General features: G+C 64.4%; 17 protein-coding genes. 5 read left to right on the top strand and 12 right to left on the bottom strand.

Going from position 1 to position 12,997, the window contains the following annotated elements; genetic code table 11:
- Positions 1-20 precede the first annotated feature (20 nt).
- From plsX to CDI09_RS00330, 3 genes are all read right to left on the bottom strand, one after another.
- Complete coding sequence (gene plsX, locus CDI09_RS00320) at positions 21-1,109, bottom strand: phosphate acyltransferase PlsX (protein WP_078524436.1); 1,089 nt, start codon at positions 1,107-1,109, stop codon at positions 21-23.
- Positions 1,110-1,275: 166 nt separating this feature from the next.
- Complete coding sequence (gene rpmF, locus CDI09_RS00325; protein ID WP_010506434.1) at positions 1,276-1,479, bottom strand: 50S ribosomal protein L32; 204 nt, start codon at positions 1,477-1,479, stop codon at positions 1,276-1,278.
- Between the two features lie 171 nt (positions 1,480-1,650).
- Positions 1,651-2,181 carry a YceD family protein gene (locus CDI09_RS00330; protein ID WP_078524437.1) on the bottom strand — a complete coding sequence of 177 codons (531 nt, stop codon included), beginning with the start codon at positions 2,179-2,181 and terminating at the stop codon, positions 1,651-1,653.
- A gap of 184 nt (positions 2,182-2,365) precedes the next feature.
- On the opposite strand from CDI09_RS00330, the gene CDI09_RS00335 reads away from it, so the two are divergent.
- Positions 2,366-2,935, top strand: a complete 570-nt coding sequence (locus tag CDI09_RS00335; RefSeq protein ID WP_078524438.1) for an outer membrane protein assembly factor BamE — start codon at positions 2,366-2,368, stop codon at positions 2,933-2,935.
- Positions 2,936-2,958: 23 nt separating this feature from the next.
- Here CDI09_RS00335 and CDI09_RS00340 read toward each other — a convergent pair whose 3' ends face one another.
- Positions 2,959-4,356 carry a sensor histidine kinase gene (locus CDI09_RS00340; protein WP_078524439.1) on the bottom strand — a complete coding sequence of 466 codons (1,398 nt, stop codon included), beginning with the start codon at positions 4,354-4,356 and terminating at the stop codon, positions 2,959-2,961.
- A gap of 90 nt (positions 4,357-4,446) precedes the next feature.
- Positions 4,447-4,650 (bottom strand): 30S ribosomal protein S21, encoded by a 204-nt coding sequence (gene rpsU, locus CDI09_RS00345; protein ID WP_010506446.1) that lies wholly within the window; start codon positions 4,648-4,650, stop codon positions 4,447-4,449.
- 239 nt (positions 4,651-4,889) lie between these two features.
- Between rpsU and def the strand changes: the two genes are divergently transcribed.
- Genes def through CDI09_RS00365 form a run of 4 tightly spaced genes read left to right on the top strand, consistent with a single transcriptional unit; the run spans position 4,890 to position 7,339 of the window.
- Positions 4,890-5,420: a peptide deformylase gene (gene def, locus CDI09_RS00350; RefSeq protein ID WP_078524440.1), complete on the top strand. Its 531-nt coding sequence runs from the start codon at positions 4,890-4,892 to the stop codon at positions 5,418-5,420.
- Positions 5,417-6,040, top strand: a complete 624-nt coding sequence (locus CDI09_RS00355) for a COQ9 family protein (RefSeq protein WP_078524441.1) — start codon at positions 5,417-5,419, stop codon at positions 6,038-6,040. Before def ends, CDI09_RS00355 begins: the two co-directional genes overlap by 4 nt.
- Positions 6,041-6,056: 16 nt before the next feature.
- The gene (locus CDI09_RS00360; RefSeq protein WP_205836667.1) at positions 6,057-6,605 is read left to right on the top strand and encodes a MarR family winged helix-turn-helix transcriptional regulator; all 549 of its coding nucleotides are present in this window, start codon (positions 6,057-6,059) and stop codon (positions 6,603-6,605) included.
- On the top strand, positions 6,602-7,339 hold the full coding sequence (locus tag CDI09_RS00365) for a response regulator (protein ID WP_061272125.1): 738 nt from the start codon (positions 6,602-6,604) through the stop codon (positions 7,337-7,339). The genes CDI09_RS00360 and CDI09_RS00365 overlap by 4 nt, the downstream gene beginning before the upstream one ends.
- Before the next feature lie 166 nt (positions 7,340-7,505).
- Here CDI09_RS00365 and leuB read toward each other — a convergent pair whose 3' ends face one another.
- The 7 genes from leuB to rpsP form a co-directional block, all read right to left on the bottom strand.
- Positions 7,506-8,624 (bottom strand): 3-isopropylmalate dehydrogenase, encoded by a 1,119-nt coding sequence (gene leuB / locus CDI09_RS00370; RefSeq protein ID WP_078524442.1) that lies wholly within the window; start codon positions 8,622-8,624, stop codon positions 7,506-7,508.
- 80 nt (positions 8,625-8,704) lie between these two features.
- Positions 8,705-9,328: a 3-isopropylmalate dehydratase small subunit gene (gene leuD / locus CDI09_RS00375; RefSeq protein ID WP_078524443.1), complete on the bottom strand. Its 624-nt coding sequence runs from the start codon at positions 9,326-9,328 to the stop codon at positions 8,705-8,707.
- Positions 9,329-9,330: 2 nt separating this feature from the next.
- Positions 9,331-10,734, bottom strand: coding sequence for a 3-isopropylmalate dehydratase large subunit (leuC, locus tag CDI09_RS00380; protein ID WP_078524444.1), 1,404 nt, complete (start codon positions 10,732-10,734; stop codon positions 9,331-9,333).
- 137 nt (positions 10,735-10,871) lie between these two features.
- Positions 10,872-11,267 carry a 50S ribosomal protein L19 gene (gene rplS, locus CDI09_RS00385; RefSeq protein ID WP_078524445.1) on the bottom strand — a complete coding sequence of 132 codons (396 nt, stop codon included), beginning with the start codon at positions 11,265-11,267 and terminating at the stop codon, positions 10,872-10,874.
- Positions 11,268-11,298: 31 nt separating this feature from the next.
- Positions 11,299-12,045 (bottom strand): tRNA (guanosine(37)-N1)-methyltransferase TrmD, encoded by a 747-nt coding sequence (trmD, locus tag CDI09_RS00390; protein WP_078524446.1) that lies wholly within the window; start codon positions 12,043-12,045, stop codon positions 11,299-11,301.
- The gene (gene rimM, locus CDI09_RS00395) at positions 12,042-12,593 is read right to left on the bottom strand and encodes a ribosome maturation factor RimM (RefSeq protein WP_078524447.1); all 552 of its coding nucleotides are present in this window, start codon (positions 12,591-12,593) and stop codon (positions 12,042-12,044) included. The genes trmD and rimM overlap by 4 nt, the downstream gene beginning before the upstream one ends.
- 40 nt (positions 12,594-12,633) lie before the next feature.
- On the bottom strand, positions 12,634-12,978 hold the full coding sequence (gene rpsP, locus CDI09_RS00400; RefSeq protein ID WP_010506467.1) for a 30S ribosomal protein S16: 345 nt from the start codon (positions 12,976-12,978) through the stop codon (positions 12,634-12,636).
- Positions 12,979-12,997: the final 19 nt, after the last annotated feature.

Consider the following 12,997-nt stretch of genomic DNA (forward strand, 5'->3'; position numbering starts at 1 on the left):
CACCGGCTGTTATTGCCGCATCAGGATGCAGGGACCGTCTGCGACGGGTCGGACGCCTTGACGGTGGTCAGGCTTTCCATGTGCCCGAGGCGCTCGCGGATGCTGTCGGTAAAGCGGTGGGTGACCATGTCCATCGCCACGTCAACCGCTGCGGCAAAGCCTTCAGCGTCCGTGCCACCATGCGATTTGACCACAACACCGTTCAGCCCAACGAACACCGCGCCATTATAGCGGCGCGGGTCGAGCCATTCTTTCATCCGCTCAAGCCCGGGGCGCACCAGCAGGTAGCCGATCCGGCCCAGCAGGCTGGAGGTGAAGACCTGCCGCAGCAGCGTGAACGCCATTTTCAGCGCGCCCTCACCCGTTTTCAGCGCGACATTGCCGGTAAAGCCATCCGTCACCACCACATCGGTCGTGCCGGCAGTGATGTCGTGGCCTTCCACAAAGCCGTGAAACTGGGGGGCAAGCGAACTGTTGCGCAGCACTTCAGCCGCCTGGCGCAGGCGCTCGTCGCCCTTGAGCTCCTCGGAGCCGACATTGAGCAGCCCGATGCTGGGCGCGGGCAGCCCGAGCACCGCCTTGGCGAAGGCCTCACCCATGATGGCGAACTCGACCAGGTTGCGCCAGTCGCACGAGACGTTGGCGCCGAGGTCGAGCATGACCACGTCACCCCGCGTGGTGGGGCTGATGGCGGCCATGGCCGGGCGGGTAATGCCGGGAAGGGTTTTGACCACGATCTTGGCCAGCGCCAGCATCGCGCCGCTGTTGCCAGCGGAAACGACGCCCTGCGCCTCGCCCTGTGATACCGCATCCATGGCCAGCCGCATGGAGGAATCGCGCACACGCAGGGCTGCGGTGGGCTTCATGTCCATGGGAATGGCCGAACTGGCCGGACGGATTGTGCAGATTGCGGCCGCGCGCGGATGGCGGGCCAGAAGGCCGGACAACGTCGCCTCATCACCAACCAGAAGAATCCTGGCTGAAGGATGTCGGTCTGCCGCAATCGCCAGTCCGGCCACTACAACTTCCGGACCACCATCCCCGCCCATGCCATCAATGGCAAGGGTGTAGGGCCCAGTCTCGGAAAAGGAGGAACCTGTCTCGCTCATGCTCGTCTTGTGCCGGGTAAGAAAGGAACGCGCAAGATCGGGGAATACACTTTGAAAAGATTACATTCCCCGCGCGACCCGGACAGGACGGCCCGAGGCCAGCCCGCCGACGCGACCAAACCGGGCCGCGCCGTTACCGGGTAATGACGCCTGTGGCGTCGTGTTATCAGGCGCGGACCGCCGTCTTCAGCGCCTTGCCGGCGGAAGCGACTTCGCGGCCATCATAGTGCCCGCAGTGGCTGCAGACATGATGCGGGCGCTTGAGTTCGCCACAGTTAGAGCATTCCGCATGCGCCGGAACACTCAGCGCAGCGTGGCTGCGACGCATGCCACGACGGGACGGCGAGGTTTTTCTCTTGGGTACAGCCATGGGCCCGGGCCCCTCCGATCTGGATCACAACCGGCAGGCACACCCTCGTGGCGATACACCGGTCAGTTATCAATAATTGAGGGGGGCGCTCTAGCAGACCATTTGCACTTGCACAAGGGATTATGTGCACGGCTCATGGCGAGACACCCCCGCTCGCGCCTCTCCTTTGCGTCAGTTCTGCTTTTTTTTCAACTCGGCCAGAGCGGAAAAAGGCTGCCTGCGCGTGGTTTCTTCCGGGGCGGCCTCATCCGTGCCCGCAAATTCGGCCGGAATCGCGCAGCCGGGCTTGTGCGGATAGGGGTCGAGCGCCAGCGAAACTTCTTCCGCCGCGAGTTCGCCAAGGTCGATGGTATCGCGCTCGTAGGGCACCTCATCGATCGAGAACGGATCGACCTCGTCGTCCTCCCGAAAACGCGCGGCAGGGATGCAGCGCACGGTGAACGATTCCGCCATGACATCCTCGAACGGCTCGAGGCTGACCACGCATTCCTGCGTGACATGGGCGGTCAGCCAGCCCTCGGCGAGCACCTCCCCGTCCTGCCCCGGCTTGAGCCGGTAGCGGCATGACAGGTTGCGCAGGCCGGGAATGCCGAAGCGGCGGGCCAGCGCACGGCATTCGGCGTCCTTCGCCTCGATCACCGTTTCCATGCCCTGGACCGGGATGCGGCCCACGGCAAGCGGGCGGGAAAATTCTGCATCCATCTCGTCTTAACTCCTGCATGTGACCACGGGGGGCGCCCGTGTTGCGATGATGGTAAAAATATGGGGCTGGCGGGGTGTTTTTCCACCACCAGGGCGATCTGTGATTGACTTCATTTACCCGATGGGGCACCGGAAAGACGAACCGCATATGCGCCCTGCCCTATTTCAGGATATTTTCCCGACCATGAGGTCACCCAAGGACAACCTGCCCCGCTCCCGTTCATTACGCGTGTTTTCGTGCGCTGTCATCGGGGCGGGGATTGCGCTGTCCGGATGCAGCCTTTTCAAGCCAAGCACCATGCAGCGCGGCTCGCTTGTCGAGGCGGATGACTACAACAAGCTCAAGATAGGCGAGACCTCACGCTCGGACGTGATGGACGCCCTCGGTTCGCCCACCGGTCATGCCACGTTTGATGACAATACATGGCTCTACGTTTCCATGAAGCAGGTGCTCGCGCCCATCAGCTTTCCGCAGATCAAGAAGCAGGAAGTGGTGGTGCTGACCTTCGATCAGGATGGCGTGCTGCGCAACCTGCGCACCCTGCACAAGGATGACGCCCGCTACGTAACCATGATGCCGGGCAAAACCCCCACGCCAGGCACCAAGATCAACATCATGCAGCAGATCCTGGGCAATGTGGGCCGCTACAACCCGCTCAGCCAGATGAGCAGCACCTATGGCGGCAGCACAGGCCCCATGAACAGCATGAACGGCGGCCCCGGCCATGGTGGCGCGGGCAATACCCTGCCCTGACGCCACGGCCGCCCGGGCCACGCTCAGGCTGGCAGCTCGATCCTGACCCGCGCGCCGCCCAGCGGCCCGGCCTCCAGCCCGATATGGCCGCCATGGGCGTGAATGATGTCACGCGCTATGGCCAGGCCAAGTCCCGTGCCCCCTTCCTTGCCGCTCTCAAAGGCGCGGAACACGCTCTCGCGCCGGGCTTCCTCCACCCCGCAGCCGTCATCATCGATATACACGAACACCTGCTTGCGCCCCCGCTCGGCTGAAAGCTCGATACGGGTAGCGTGATGCCGCGCGTTTTCCACCACGTTGTTCAGCACGCGGCGCAGGGCATTGCTGCGCCCGGTAATGCTCAGATCCGGCGGATTGACGAAGCCGATGCGCGCCCGCGCGCCCACGCGGCGCAGGGCGGCAACGCTTTCCTCGAACAGGTCCTCCACCCGGATGACCGAGGGCGTTTCAGCCCCCTCCCCGCGCGCAAATGACAGATACCCCTCGATCATGTGCTCCATCTCCACGATATCGCCGATCATGTCGGCAATATCAGGCTGGAGATCCTCGGCCTGCACCATGCCGCTGCGCGGGAACATGGCCAGTGAAAGCCGCAGCCGGGTGAGCGGCGTGCGCAGGTCGTGCGAGACTCCGGCCAGCACGGTGGTGCGCTGCTCCACAAAGCGGTTGATGCGGTCACGCATGCGGTTGAAGGCAACGGAGGCCTTGCGGATTTCCTGCGCGCCTTCGGGCACGATGGGCACCGTATCGCGACCAAGGCCGAACAGTTCCGCCGCCCGTGCCAGCCTGCGGATGGCGCGGACCTGATTACGCATGAACAGCGCCGCGATAAGAAACAGCAGCAGCGCACTCCCTGAGGCCCATGCCACGAACAGCCACACCGGAGCCACATCCAGCCGCTTGCGCAACGCCACGACCTGCAACACGCCAATGGGTGTCTGCACCAGGATCACGACGCGGCGGTGGGCCTTTTTCCAGTCAACGAAGGTGGGCCAGCGCACGCTGGCCTGCAGGTCGCGCGCCAAGTCCTCGTCAATGGGGCCGAGCACGTGGTTCGAGCCGCGCCGCTGCAGGCTTTCCCCCTCGCGCAGGGTCATGACCAGCCCCGCCCGCCGGCCGACATCCTCAAGAATCCACTTGCGATCGGTATCGGAAGGATAGCGCTCGAGCATGTCCAGCGTCATGGAAATGGTGGTGGCCATGTCATTGGACAGGCGGCGCGAAACGATCTGCAGGTAGTTGCCATAAAACAGCTCGAGCGAGATGGCCTGCGTGGCCAGCAGCGGGATGAACCCGATCAGCAGCATCCGCCCCAGCAGGGAGCGCGGCAGGATGCGGCGCGCCAGCCGCACCCGCCACCGCCGCCAGCCTGTGGAGGCTCCGGGCGCGTATTCAGCGCCGGATGCGGATTCCGTGCCCATGGCTTTACCTCTCCAGACGCAAAAAAAACCGGCTTCCTTGCAGAAGCCGGTTTTTTGTGGGTCATAACCCGTATTCCGATACGCGAAGGATTAGAAGCCTTCACGCTCAAGGCGCTTGCGCTCCATCTTGCGGGCACGACGCACGGCCTCGGCTGCCTCGCGCGCCTTGCGCTCGGACGGCTTTTCATAGTGGCGACGCAGCTTCATTTCGCGAAAGATGCCTTCGCGCTGCATTTTCTTCTTGAGGGCCTTGAGGGCCTGATCAACATTGTTGTCACGAACGAGAACCTGCACTGGGTCGTCAACTCCTGATCTGCCATCCGGTATGGATGATCCATGAAACTGAAACTTGGGGAACGTCCGCCCGAGGCCATTCCCTTCGTGCGATTCCCAAACGGGCCGCACCTATATCACACTCGCGCCGCGCAACACAAATCATTCCCGCATATAAAGCCGCATGAATTTTGGTGCTGCGCTTTGCGCGTCAACGCTGTCATATACATGTTCCCCGAAACAGGAAGGCCTTTCCCTGCATGACGCTGCTCAAGATCGCCCGCATGGGCCATCCGGTGCTGCTGCAACCAACGCAGCCGGTGGCCGATACGCAGGCTCCCGCCATCCGCACGCTGGTGGCCGACATGATCGAGACGATGCTCGATGCAGGCGGCGCTGGACTCGCCGCGCCACAGGTGCATCACGGGCTGGCGCTGTTCGTCTATCATGTGCCGCTGGCCCGCAGCACGGGCGAGGATGACCCGCCGCGCCCGCCTTCGGTCCTGTTCAACCCCGTGCTCGAGCCGGTGGGAGATGAAATGGTGGACCGGCTGGAGGGCTGCCTGTCCATTCCCGGCCTGCGGGGCTGGGTGCCGCGCCATGCCCGCGTGGCCTATAAGGGGCTGGATGCGCACGGGCATGTGGTGCAGGGCGTTGCATCGGGCTTTCTGGCCAATGTATTGCAGCATGAATACGACCACCTGAACGGAATCCTCTATCCCATGCGCATGACCAGTCTTGGCCGCATGGGCTTTGACAGCGAAATGGCCCGTTATGGAGAGCGCCCATGAATCCTTCCGCCCTGGTCGCGCGCGCGGCCTCGTGCCTGCATCCGCCCGCGGTGCAGCATTCACATCAAGGTGATGCGCTGCTCCGCCGTTTCCTGTCCGATTCGCGCGCGGGCAGCCATGCCTGGACGCCAGAACTGCTGCGGCAGTGCGCCGGGCCGGATTCGGACCTGCTCTTTCCCGGTGGCATGGCGGAGCTGGCCGAAGCCTGCTTCGACCTGATGGACCGTGACATGCTGGGCCACGCCCACACCTTTCGCAGCCGCAAGATCAGCCGCCGGGTGCGCGCGGCCATCCTGTTCCGGCTGGAACGCGCAGCTCCCCACCGCGCGGCCATAAGGCAGGCGCTGGCGGTGCTGCTGGTGCCCACCCATGCCCGCATCCTGGCCCATGTGCTGGGCCGCAGCGTCAATGCAATATGGGATGCGGCGGGCGATACTTCCACCGGCTTCACCTACATGACCAAGCGGCTGAGCCTGAGCGGGGTCTATGTCGCCACCCTGCTGTTCTGGCTCACGCGCGGGGGCAACCCGGCCTCGGTGGAGGAATTCCTTGACCGCAGGCTTGCCGAAATCGGGCGCATCACCCGCCTGCGCAACCGGCTGACCGGCCGCATCGCCTGACGGTCACCCGCCTGCCATGACCACCCCGCCCCGGCCACCTGCCGCGCGCCCCGCCCCTGTGGCGGGCGCGGGCGTGGAACTTCTGTTCCTGCGTGATGAAGACATGCGCCAGGCGCAGGAACTGCTCCTGCTGGCCTGCCGCGCCTTTGGCAACGTGATCGACCCCGCCCTGCACGAATACGGGCTGGGCCACGCCCATTACCGCATCATGCAGACCGTGGCGCTGCAGCCCGGTATTGCCGTGGGTGCGTTGCTTGATGTGCTGGGCATTACCAAGCAGAGCATGAGCCGCACGCTGGGCGAACTGGTGGCGCACGGCCTGCTGCGCCACGAAACCACGCCACAGGACCGCAGGCGGCGCTGCCTGCACCTGAGCGCGCGTGGGGCGGAGATTGAAAACCGACTCTTTTCGCTGCAACGTGAAGTGCTGCTACGGGTGTACCGCAACGCGGGTGGCCGGGCGGTTGACGGTTTTCGCCGCGTGATGCGCGGCCTGATAGACGAATCGGCCATGCCCGGCGTATCCACCGATGCCTTTCACCCTCCTGACCGGAGTTCTTCATGATCCAGACGGCCTGCGATTCCGCCCTTCCCCGCGACAGCATGATCATGGATGCCCATGTCGTGGTGGTGGATGACGACCCCCGCCTGCGCCGCCTGCTGCACCGTTACCTCAGCGAGCAGGGCTTTCGGGTCAGCGCCGCGTGCTCGGCGCAGGAAGCGCGGCAGGTGCTCGGCTTCATGCAGCCCGATGCGCTGGTGCTCGACATTACCATGCCGGGGGAAAACGGGCTGGAACTGACCCGCGAACTGCGGCGTGACAACCTGAACTTCCCCATCCTGCTGCTCACCGCGCGCGGCGAGCCTGAAGACCGGATCATCGGCCTTGAAGCCGGGGCCGATGACTATCTGGCCAAGCCGTTCGAACCGCGCGAGCTGCTGCTGCGGCTCAAGGCGCATCTGCGCCGCTTCGTGCCGCCCGCGCCGAGCAGCAACCTGCGCATCGTGCGGCTCGGCGATCTGGAATTCGACCCCGTGCGGGGATTGTTGTCGAATGCGGAGGGAATCGTGCACCTGACGGGTGGCGAATCGGCGCTGCTCTCGGTGCTGGCCCGCCACCCCAACGAGATCCTGTCGCGCACCGCCATCGCCACCACGCTGGACATGGAAGAAATTGGCGAGCGCGCGGTGGATGTGCAGGTGACCCGCCTGCGCCGCCGCATCGAGCCTGACCCCAAGGAGCCACGCTTTTTGCAGACCGTGCGCGGCAAGGGCTACGTACTCAAGCCGGGGCTGTAAAAAAGGTAAACGTTTCTGGGTGCCGCTTTTTTTCAAAAAGGCTGCGTTCTCTGAAGCTTTTTGAAAAAAGCTTCACCAAAACTTTCATCCGTTTTCCTTAATGCTACAGGCACAAAAAAACCGGCATGAACACCATGCCGGTTTTTTTATCAATAAGGGGTGTGGATCAGGCCGCCTTGTTCAGACGCGCCAGTTCTTCCACCACGGCGGCACCCATGCCTGCCGTGTTCACTTCCGTCCTGCCAGCGCTCATGATGTCGGGCGTGCGCAAGCCACGGTCCAGCACGTTGGAGACCGCCTGCTCGATCAGGGCGGCATCTTCCTGCATGTCGAACGAATAGCGCAGCAGCATGGCAAACGAGAGGATCTGCGCCAGCGGGTTGGCCTTGCCCTGCCCTGCAATGTCGGGCGCGCTGCCATGAATCGGCTCATACAACGCAGGCATGCGGCCATCCTCGCCCTTCGCCCCCAGCGTGGCCGAAGGCAGCATGCCCAGGCTGCCCGTCAGCATCGAGGCCAGGTCGGACAGCAGGTCACCAAACAGGTTGCCGGTCACGATCACATCAAACTGGCGCGGGTTACGCACCAGCTGCATGGCGCAGTTATCCGCCAGCATGTGGGTCAGCTGCACATCGGGATATTCACGCGCGTGCAGGTCGGTCACGACCTCTTTCCACAACAGGCCGCTTTCCATCACGTTGCATTTCTCGACCGAGCACACGCGGTTGTCGCGCTTGCGGGCGAGTTCAAATGCCACGCGGGCCACGCGCTCGATTTCCGGCGTGGTGTACACCTCGGTGTTGATGCCCCGGCGTGTGCCATCGGGCAGGGTCTCGATGCCGCGCGGGTTCCCGAAATAGATGCCGCCCACCGTCTCGCGCACGATCATGATATCGAGGCCACGCACCACGTCGGGCTTGAGCGTGCTGGCATCGGCCAGCGAGTCGAACACCTTGGCCGGGCGCAGGTTGGCGAACAGGCCAAGCTCCTGACGCAGTTTGAGAATCGCGATCTCGGGCCGACGGTCAAACCCGGCGGAAGCCCATTTCGGATCACCCACCGAGCCGAACAGCACCGCATCCGCCGCCCGCGCCGCATCAATCACTTCCTGCGTAATCGGCTGGCCATGCACCGCAAGCGATGCGCCGCCCACAAGGTCGTCGCTCACATCAAAGCGGATGCCGCGCGCCTGCGCCATCCAGTCCATGATGCGGCGGACTTCGTTCATGATTTCGGGGCCAATGCCATCGCCAGGCAGGATCAGGAGCTTCTTGGGTGCGGACATGACGTTTCCCATCCGGTTAAATCGGTTTGTTAAATGCTCTTTGCCGTGCGGCTGCGGGCGGCACGAACCGCCCTGCCCGCTCAATCCAGCACGATGCGCGGAATCCACGGCTGCGCCTGCGCGCGGCGCTCCTCAAAGATGGTGATTTCCTTCTCGTGCTGTAGCGTCTGGCCAATATCGTCCAGCCCTTCGAGCAGCAGCTTCTTGCGCAGCGGATCGACATTGAACGGCACCTCGGTGCCATCGGGCCGCACCACCACCTGCCGGGGCAGGTCGATGGTCAGGCGCGCATTGCCGCCCATGCGGGCATCTTCCATCAGCTGTTCGCACACATCATGCGGCAGAACGATGGGCAGGATGCCGTTCTTGAAGCAGTTGTTATGGAAAATATCGGCAAATGACGGCGCGATCACGCAGCGGATGCCAAAATCCAGCAGCGCCCAGGGCGCATGCTCGCGTGAGGAGCCGCAGCCGAGATTGTCATACGTAATCAGGATCTCCGCCTTGCGGTAAGGCTCCTGATTCAGCACGAAATCCGGGTTTTCCGATCCGTCCGCGCGGTAGCGCATGCTGTCAAACGCATGCACGCCAAGGCCGGTGCGCTTGGTGGTCTTGAGAAAGCGCGCGGGGATGATCTTGTCGGTGTCGATGTTTTCTTCGGGCAGCGGGGCCGCCACGGCCGACAGAACAGTGAATTTATCCATTTTCAGATCAGCTCCCGCACATCGGTCAGGCATCCGGTCACGGCGGCGGCCGCCGCCATGGCGGGCGAAAGCAGGTGCGTGCGCCCGCCGGGGCCCTGCCTGCCCTCAAAATTACGATTGGACGTGGAGGCACAGCGCTGCCCCGGGGTCAGCCGGTCGGGATTCATGCCCAGGCACATGGAGCACCCGGCCTCGCGCCATTCAAACCCGGCTTCGAGAAAGACCTTGTCCAGCCCTTCCTCTTCCGCCTGCGCCTTCACGATGCCCGATCCGGGCACGATCATCGCCCGCACGCCCGCTGCCACCTTGCGGCCCGCGGCAATGGCGGCGGCAGAGCGCAGGTCCTCGATGCGGCTGTTGGTGCACGAGCCGATGAACACGACATCAACCGGCGTGCCCGCAATCTTCTGGCCCGCTTTTAGCCCCATATAGTCCAGCATGCGCTGCATCTGCGCGCGCCTGCCGGCATCGGCCTCGGCTGCCGGGTCCGGCACGGTGCCGGTCACGGGGATGACCGTTTCTGGGCTCGTGCCCCAGGTCAGCACGGGGGTAATGTCCTCGGCGCGCATTTCGACCACGCGGTCGTAATGCGCGCCTTCATCGGCGGCCAGCGTCTTCCAGTAGGCCACGGCCTCGTCAAACGCCTCGCCCTTCGGCGCGAAGGGGCGGCCGCGCACGTATTCGAACGTGGTCTCGTCTGGCGCCACCAGCCCTGCACGGGCCCCGGCCTCGATCGACATGTTGCACAGCGTCATGCGGCCCGCCATGTCGAGCTCGCGGATGGCCGAGCCCGCGAATTCGATCACGTGCCCCGTGCCGCCCGCCGTGCCGATATGGCCGATGATGGCGAGCATGATGTCCTTGGCGGTAACACCGGGGCCAACCTGCCCCTCGACCACCACCTTCATGTTCTTCGCGGGCTTCTGCAGGATGGTCTGGGTCGCCATCACGTGCTCGACCTCGGACGTGCCGATGCCGAAAGCCAGAGCCCCCATCGCGCCGTGGGTGGAGGTATGGCTGTCGCCGCACACGATGGTCATGCCCGGCAGCGAGATGCCCTGCTCGGGGCCAACCACATGCACAATGCCCTGCCGCGCCGAGAGCAGCGGGAAATACGGCACCCCGAATTCCTTCACGTTGCGCTCGAGCGTTTCGATCTGGTTGCGGCTTTCCGCTTCCTCAATGGGCTGGGTGCGGTCGGATGTGGGCACGTTGTGGTCCACCACCGCAATCGTCGCATCCGGGTGGCGCAGGCGGCGACCGCTCAGGCGCAGGCCTTCAAACGCCTGCGGGCTCGTGACTTCATGCACGAGATGGCGGTCGATGTAGAGGATGGCCGTCCTGTCCGGAAGGGTTTCGACCACATGGCTGTCCCATATCTTGTCGAACAATGTGCGCGGGGCCATCTTGCTATCCTCTCCCGGACGGAAACAGGCCGCCATCACGCACAGACGATGCACGCGACAGGCAGCCAGAAAATCTTGCATGAAACGGTTCGCCCGTTTCCACCATGGCGGCGGGAAACGGGCGAAGGGTCAGTCTATTACTCGGCTGCTGCGGTCGCGGCGGGTGCTGCCACTTCACGCTTGCGCTCGGCAATACGGGCGGACTTGCCGCGACGGCCACGCAGGTAATACAGCTTCGCGCGGCGGACCACGCCACGACGCACCACGACGATCTCGGCAATGGTGGGGGAATACAGCGGGAACACACGCTCCACGCCTTCACCGTTGGAAATCTTACGCACGGTGAAGTTGCTGTTCAGGCCCTTGTTGGAGCGGGCAATCACCACGCCTTCGTAGTTCTGCACGCGCTTGCGGGTGCCTTCAACCACTTCCACACCAACGCGCACGGTGTCACCCGGCGCGAATTCGGGCACCGCGCGGATGGCGGTCAGGCGGGCGATCTCTTCCGCCTCGTACTTCTGGATAACGTTCATGATCCGGTCCTCGTTCGATAGGATTTCATGTTCAGTTCAGCCGGTCCGCATCGGCACGGGGGCCTGCGATCCGGGGAGTGTCTTGACCCGTGCGGGCCTGATAGGCCGCCCACAGGTCCGGCCGACGCGCCTGCGTCACCGTCTCGGATGCCGCGTGCCGCCATTTGGCGATCGCGGCATGATGACCGGACAGCAGGACCTCGGGCACGTCGCGCCCGTCCCATTGCGCCGGCTTGGTATAAAGCGGATATTCAAGCAGGCCATCGGCAAAGCTTTCCTCAACCGCGCTCTCGCCCGATCCCATCACGCCCGGCAGCAGCCGCACGCAGGCATCAAGCAGCACCGTTGCCGCCACTTCCCCGCCCGAGAGGATATAATCCCCGATCGAGACCTGTTCAGCACCCGAGGCTTCGAGCACGCGCTCATCCACCCCTTCGTAGCGGCCACACAGCACCACAACGCCCGGCCCCGCCGCGTAACGGCGGATATCGGCCTGCGCCAGCGGGCGACCGCGCGGCGTGGGATAGACCAGCGGGCGACCGGCACGCTCGATACCGGCAATCGCCGCCGCCACCACGTCAGGCCGCATGACCATGCCCGCGCCACCGCCAAAGGGCGTGTCATCCACCACCCGGTGGCGCCCCAGCCCGTAGTCACGCATGTCGCGCGCCTCCATGGACCAGATGCCACGCTCGAGCGCGCGCCCGGCCAGTGACTGCCCCAGCGTACCGGGGAACATGGCGGGAAACAGCGTCAGCGCCGTTGCCTGCCACGTCATGGTGCATCATCCGTGTGGCCGGTGCCGGGAAAGCACTCGACCGGGACCTCGATCTCGTCAGGCAGGCAGACTTCAATCCAGCCTGCGCGCACATTCACCACCGGCACGCAGCCTTCGGTGAACGGCAGCAGGATGTTGCCCCCTGCCCCATCGATTTCAAGGCTGGTGCCCGCACCATAGTCATGCACGGCCATCACGTGGCCGATCACCCTCCCGCTGCCCTGCTCGCGCACTTCCAGCCCGACCAGATCGGCGAAGTAGAATTCGTCCGCATCGGGTTCGGGCAGGCTGGTGCGCGGCACGTACAGCTTGCGGTTGACCATCTGCTGGGCAGCCTCACGGCTGTCGATGGCATTGCCCGCCGCATCATGCAGCCGGGCAATGCCATTGCCATGCCATGCCAGCCGCCACGGGCGCCCCAGATCATCGACCAGGCCCTCATAGGTGGCCAGATCTTCCGCCACGGCGGTGTAGCTGTGCACGTGCACAAGCCCCCGCACCCCATGCGGACGACCCACCACACCCATCAGGACCTGATCGCGGTTCATGGGATGACTGCCTGCCTTTCCTGCCTGTCTATCGCGTCAGTTACGCTGCGGCTGCTTCGGCAGCGGCGGCGGCACGCTCCTGCGCGCGCTTCTTGGGCGCGGACTTCTTGGGCTGCTCGTTCCAGGTCGGCTTCGGCGCCAGGCCGGCATTGCCCAGGAAGCGGGCCACGCGGTCGGTCGGCAGCGCGCCGTTGGACAGCCAGTGCGTGATGCGCTCGGCAACCAGACGCACGCGGTCAGCGTGGTCGGACGGCAGCATCGGGTTATAGGAACCCACGCGCTCGATGAAGCGGCCATCACGCGGAGAGCGGCTGTCAGCCACGACAATGTGGTAGTAAGGGCGCTTCTTGGCGCCCGCGCGGGCGAGACGGATCTTGAGGCTCATTTAAGATTTCTCCAGACAG

It is taken from the genome of Komagataeibacter nataicola, from assembly GCF_003207795.1.
Taxonomy (GTDB): Bacteria; Pseudomonadota; Alphaproteobacteria; order Acetobacterales; family Acetobacteraceae; genus Komagataeibacter; species Komagataeibacter nataicola.

What these genes read in the sequence shown, in the direction of transcription:
- plsX (WP_078524436.1), bottom strand. Translation starts at nt 1,109, where the DNA reads ATGAGCGAGACAGGTTCCTCCTTTTCCGAGACTGGGCCCTACACCCTT.
- rpmF (WP_010506434.1), bottom strand. Translation starts at nt 1,479, where the DNA reads ATGGCTGTACCCAAGAGAAAAACCTCGCCGTCCCGTCGTGGCATGCGT.
- CDI09_RS00330 (WP_078524437.1), bottom strand. Translation starts at nt 2,181, where the DNA reads ATGGATGCAGAATTTTCCCGCCCGCTTGCCGTGGGCCGCATCCCGGTC.
- CDI09_RS00335 (WP_078524438.1), top strand. Translation starts at nt 2,366, where the DNA reads ATGAGGTCACCCAAGGACAACCTGCCCCGCTCCCGTTCATTACGCGTG.
- CDI09_RS00340 (WP_078524439.1), bottom strand. Translation starts at nt 4,356, where the DNA reads ATGGGCACGGAATCCGCATCCGGCGCTGAATACGCGCCCGGAGCCTCC.
- def (WP_078524440.1), top strand. Translation starts at nt 4,890, where the DNA reads ATGACGCTGCTCAAGATCGCCCGCATGGGCCATCCGGTGCTGCTGCAA.
- CDI09_RS00355 (WP_078524441.1), top strand. Translation starts at nt 5,417, where the DNA reads ATGAATCCTTCCGCCCTGGTCGCGCGCGCGGCCTCGTGCCTGCATCCG.
- CDI09_RS00360 (WP_205836667.1), top strand. Translation starts at nt 6,057, where the DNA reads ATGACCACCCCGCCCCGGCCACCTGCCGCGCGCCCCGCCCCTGTGGCG.
- CDI09_RS00365 (WP_061272125.1), top strand. Translation starts at nt 6,602, where the DNA reads ATGATCCAGACGGCCTGCGATTCCGCCCTTCCCCGCGACAGCATGATC.
- leuB (WP_078524442.1), bottom strand. Translation starts at nt 8,624, where the DNA reads ATGTCCGCACCCAAGAAGCTCCTGATCCTGCCTGGCGATGGCATTGGC.
- leuD (WP_078524443.1), bottom strand. Translation starts at nt 9,328, where the DNA reads ATGGATAAATTCACTGTTCTGTCGGCCGTGGCGGCCCCGCTGCCCGAA.
- leuC (WP_078524444.1), bottom strand. Translation starts at nt 10,734, where the DNA reads ATGGCCCCGCGCACATTGTTCGACAAGATATGGGACAGCCATGTGGTC.
- rplS (WP_078524445.1), bottom strand. Translation starts at nt 11,267, where the DNA reads ATGAACGTTATCCAGAAGTACGAGGCGGAAGAGATCGCCCGCCTGACC.
- trmD (WP_078524446.1), bottom strand. Translation starts at nt 12,045, where the DNA reads ATGACGTGGCAGGCAACGGCGCTGACGCTGTTTCCCGCCATGTTCCCC.
- rimM (WP_078524447.1), bottom strand. Translation starts at nt 12,593, where the DNA reads ATGAACCGCGATCAGGTCCTGATGGGTGTGGTGGGTCGTCCGCATGGG.
- rpsP (WP_010506467.1), bottom strand. Translation starts at nt 12,978, where the DNA reads ATGAGCCTCAAGATCCGTCTCGCCCGCGCGGGCGCCAAGAAGCGCCCT.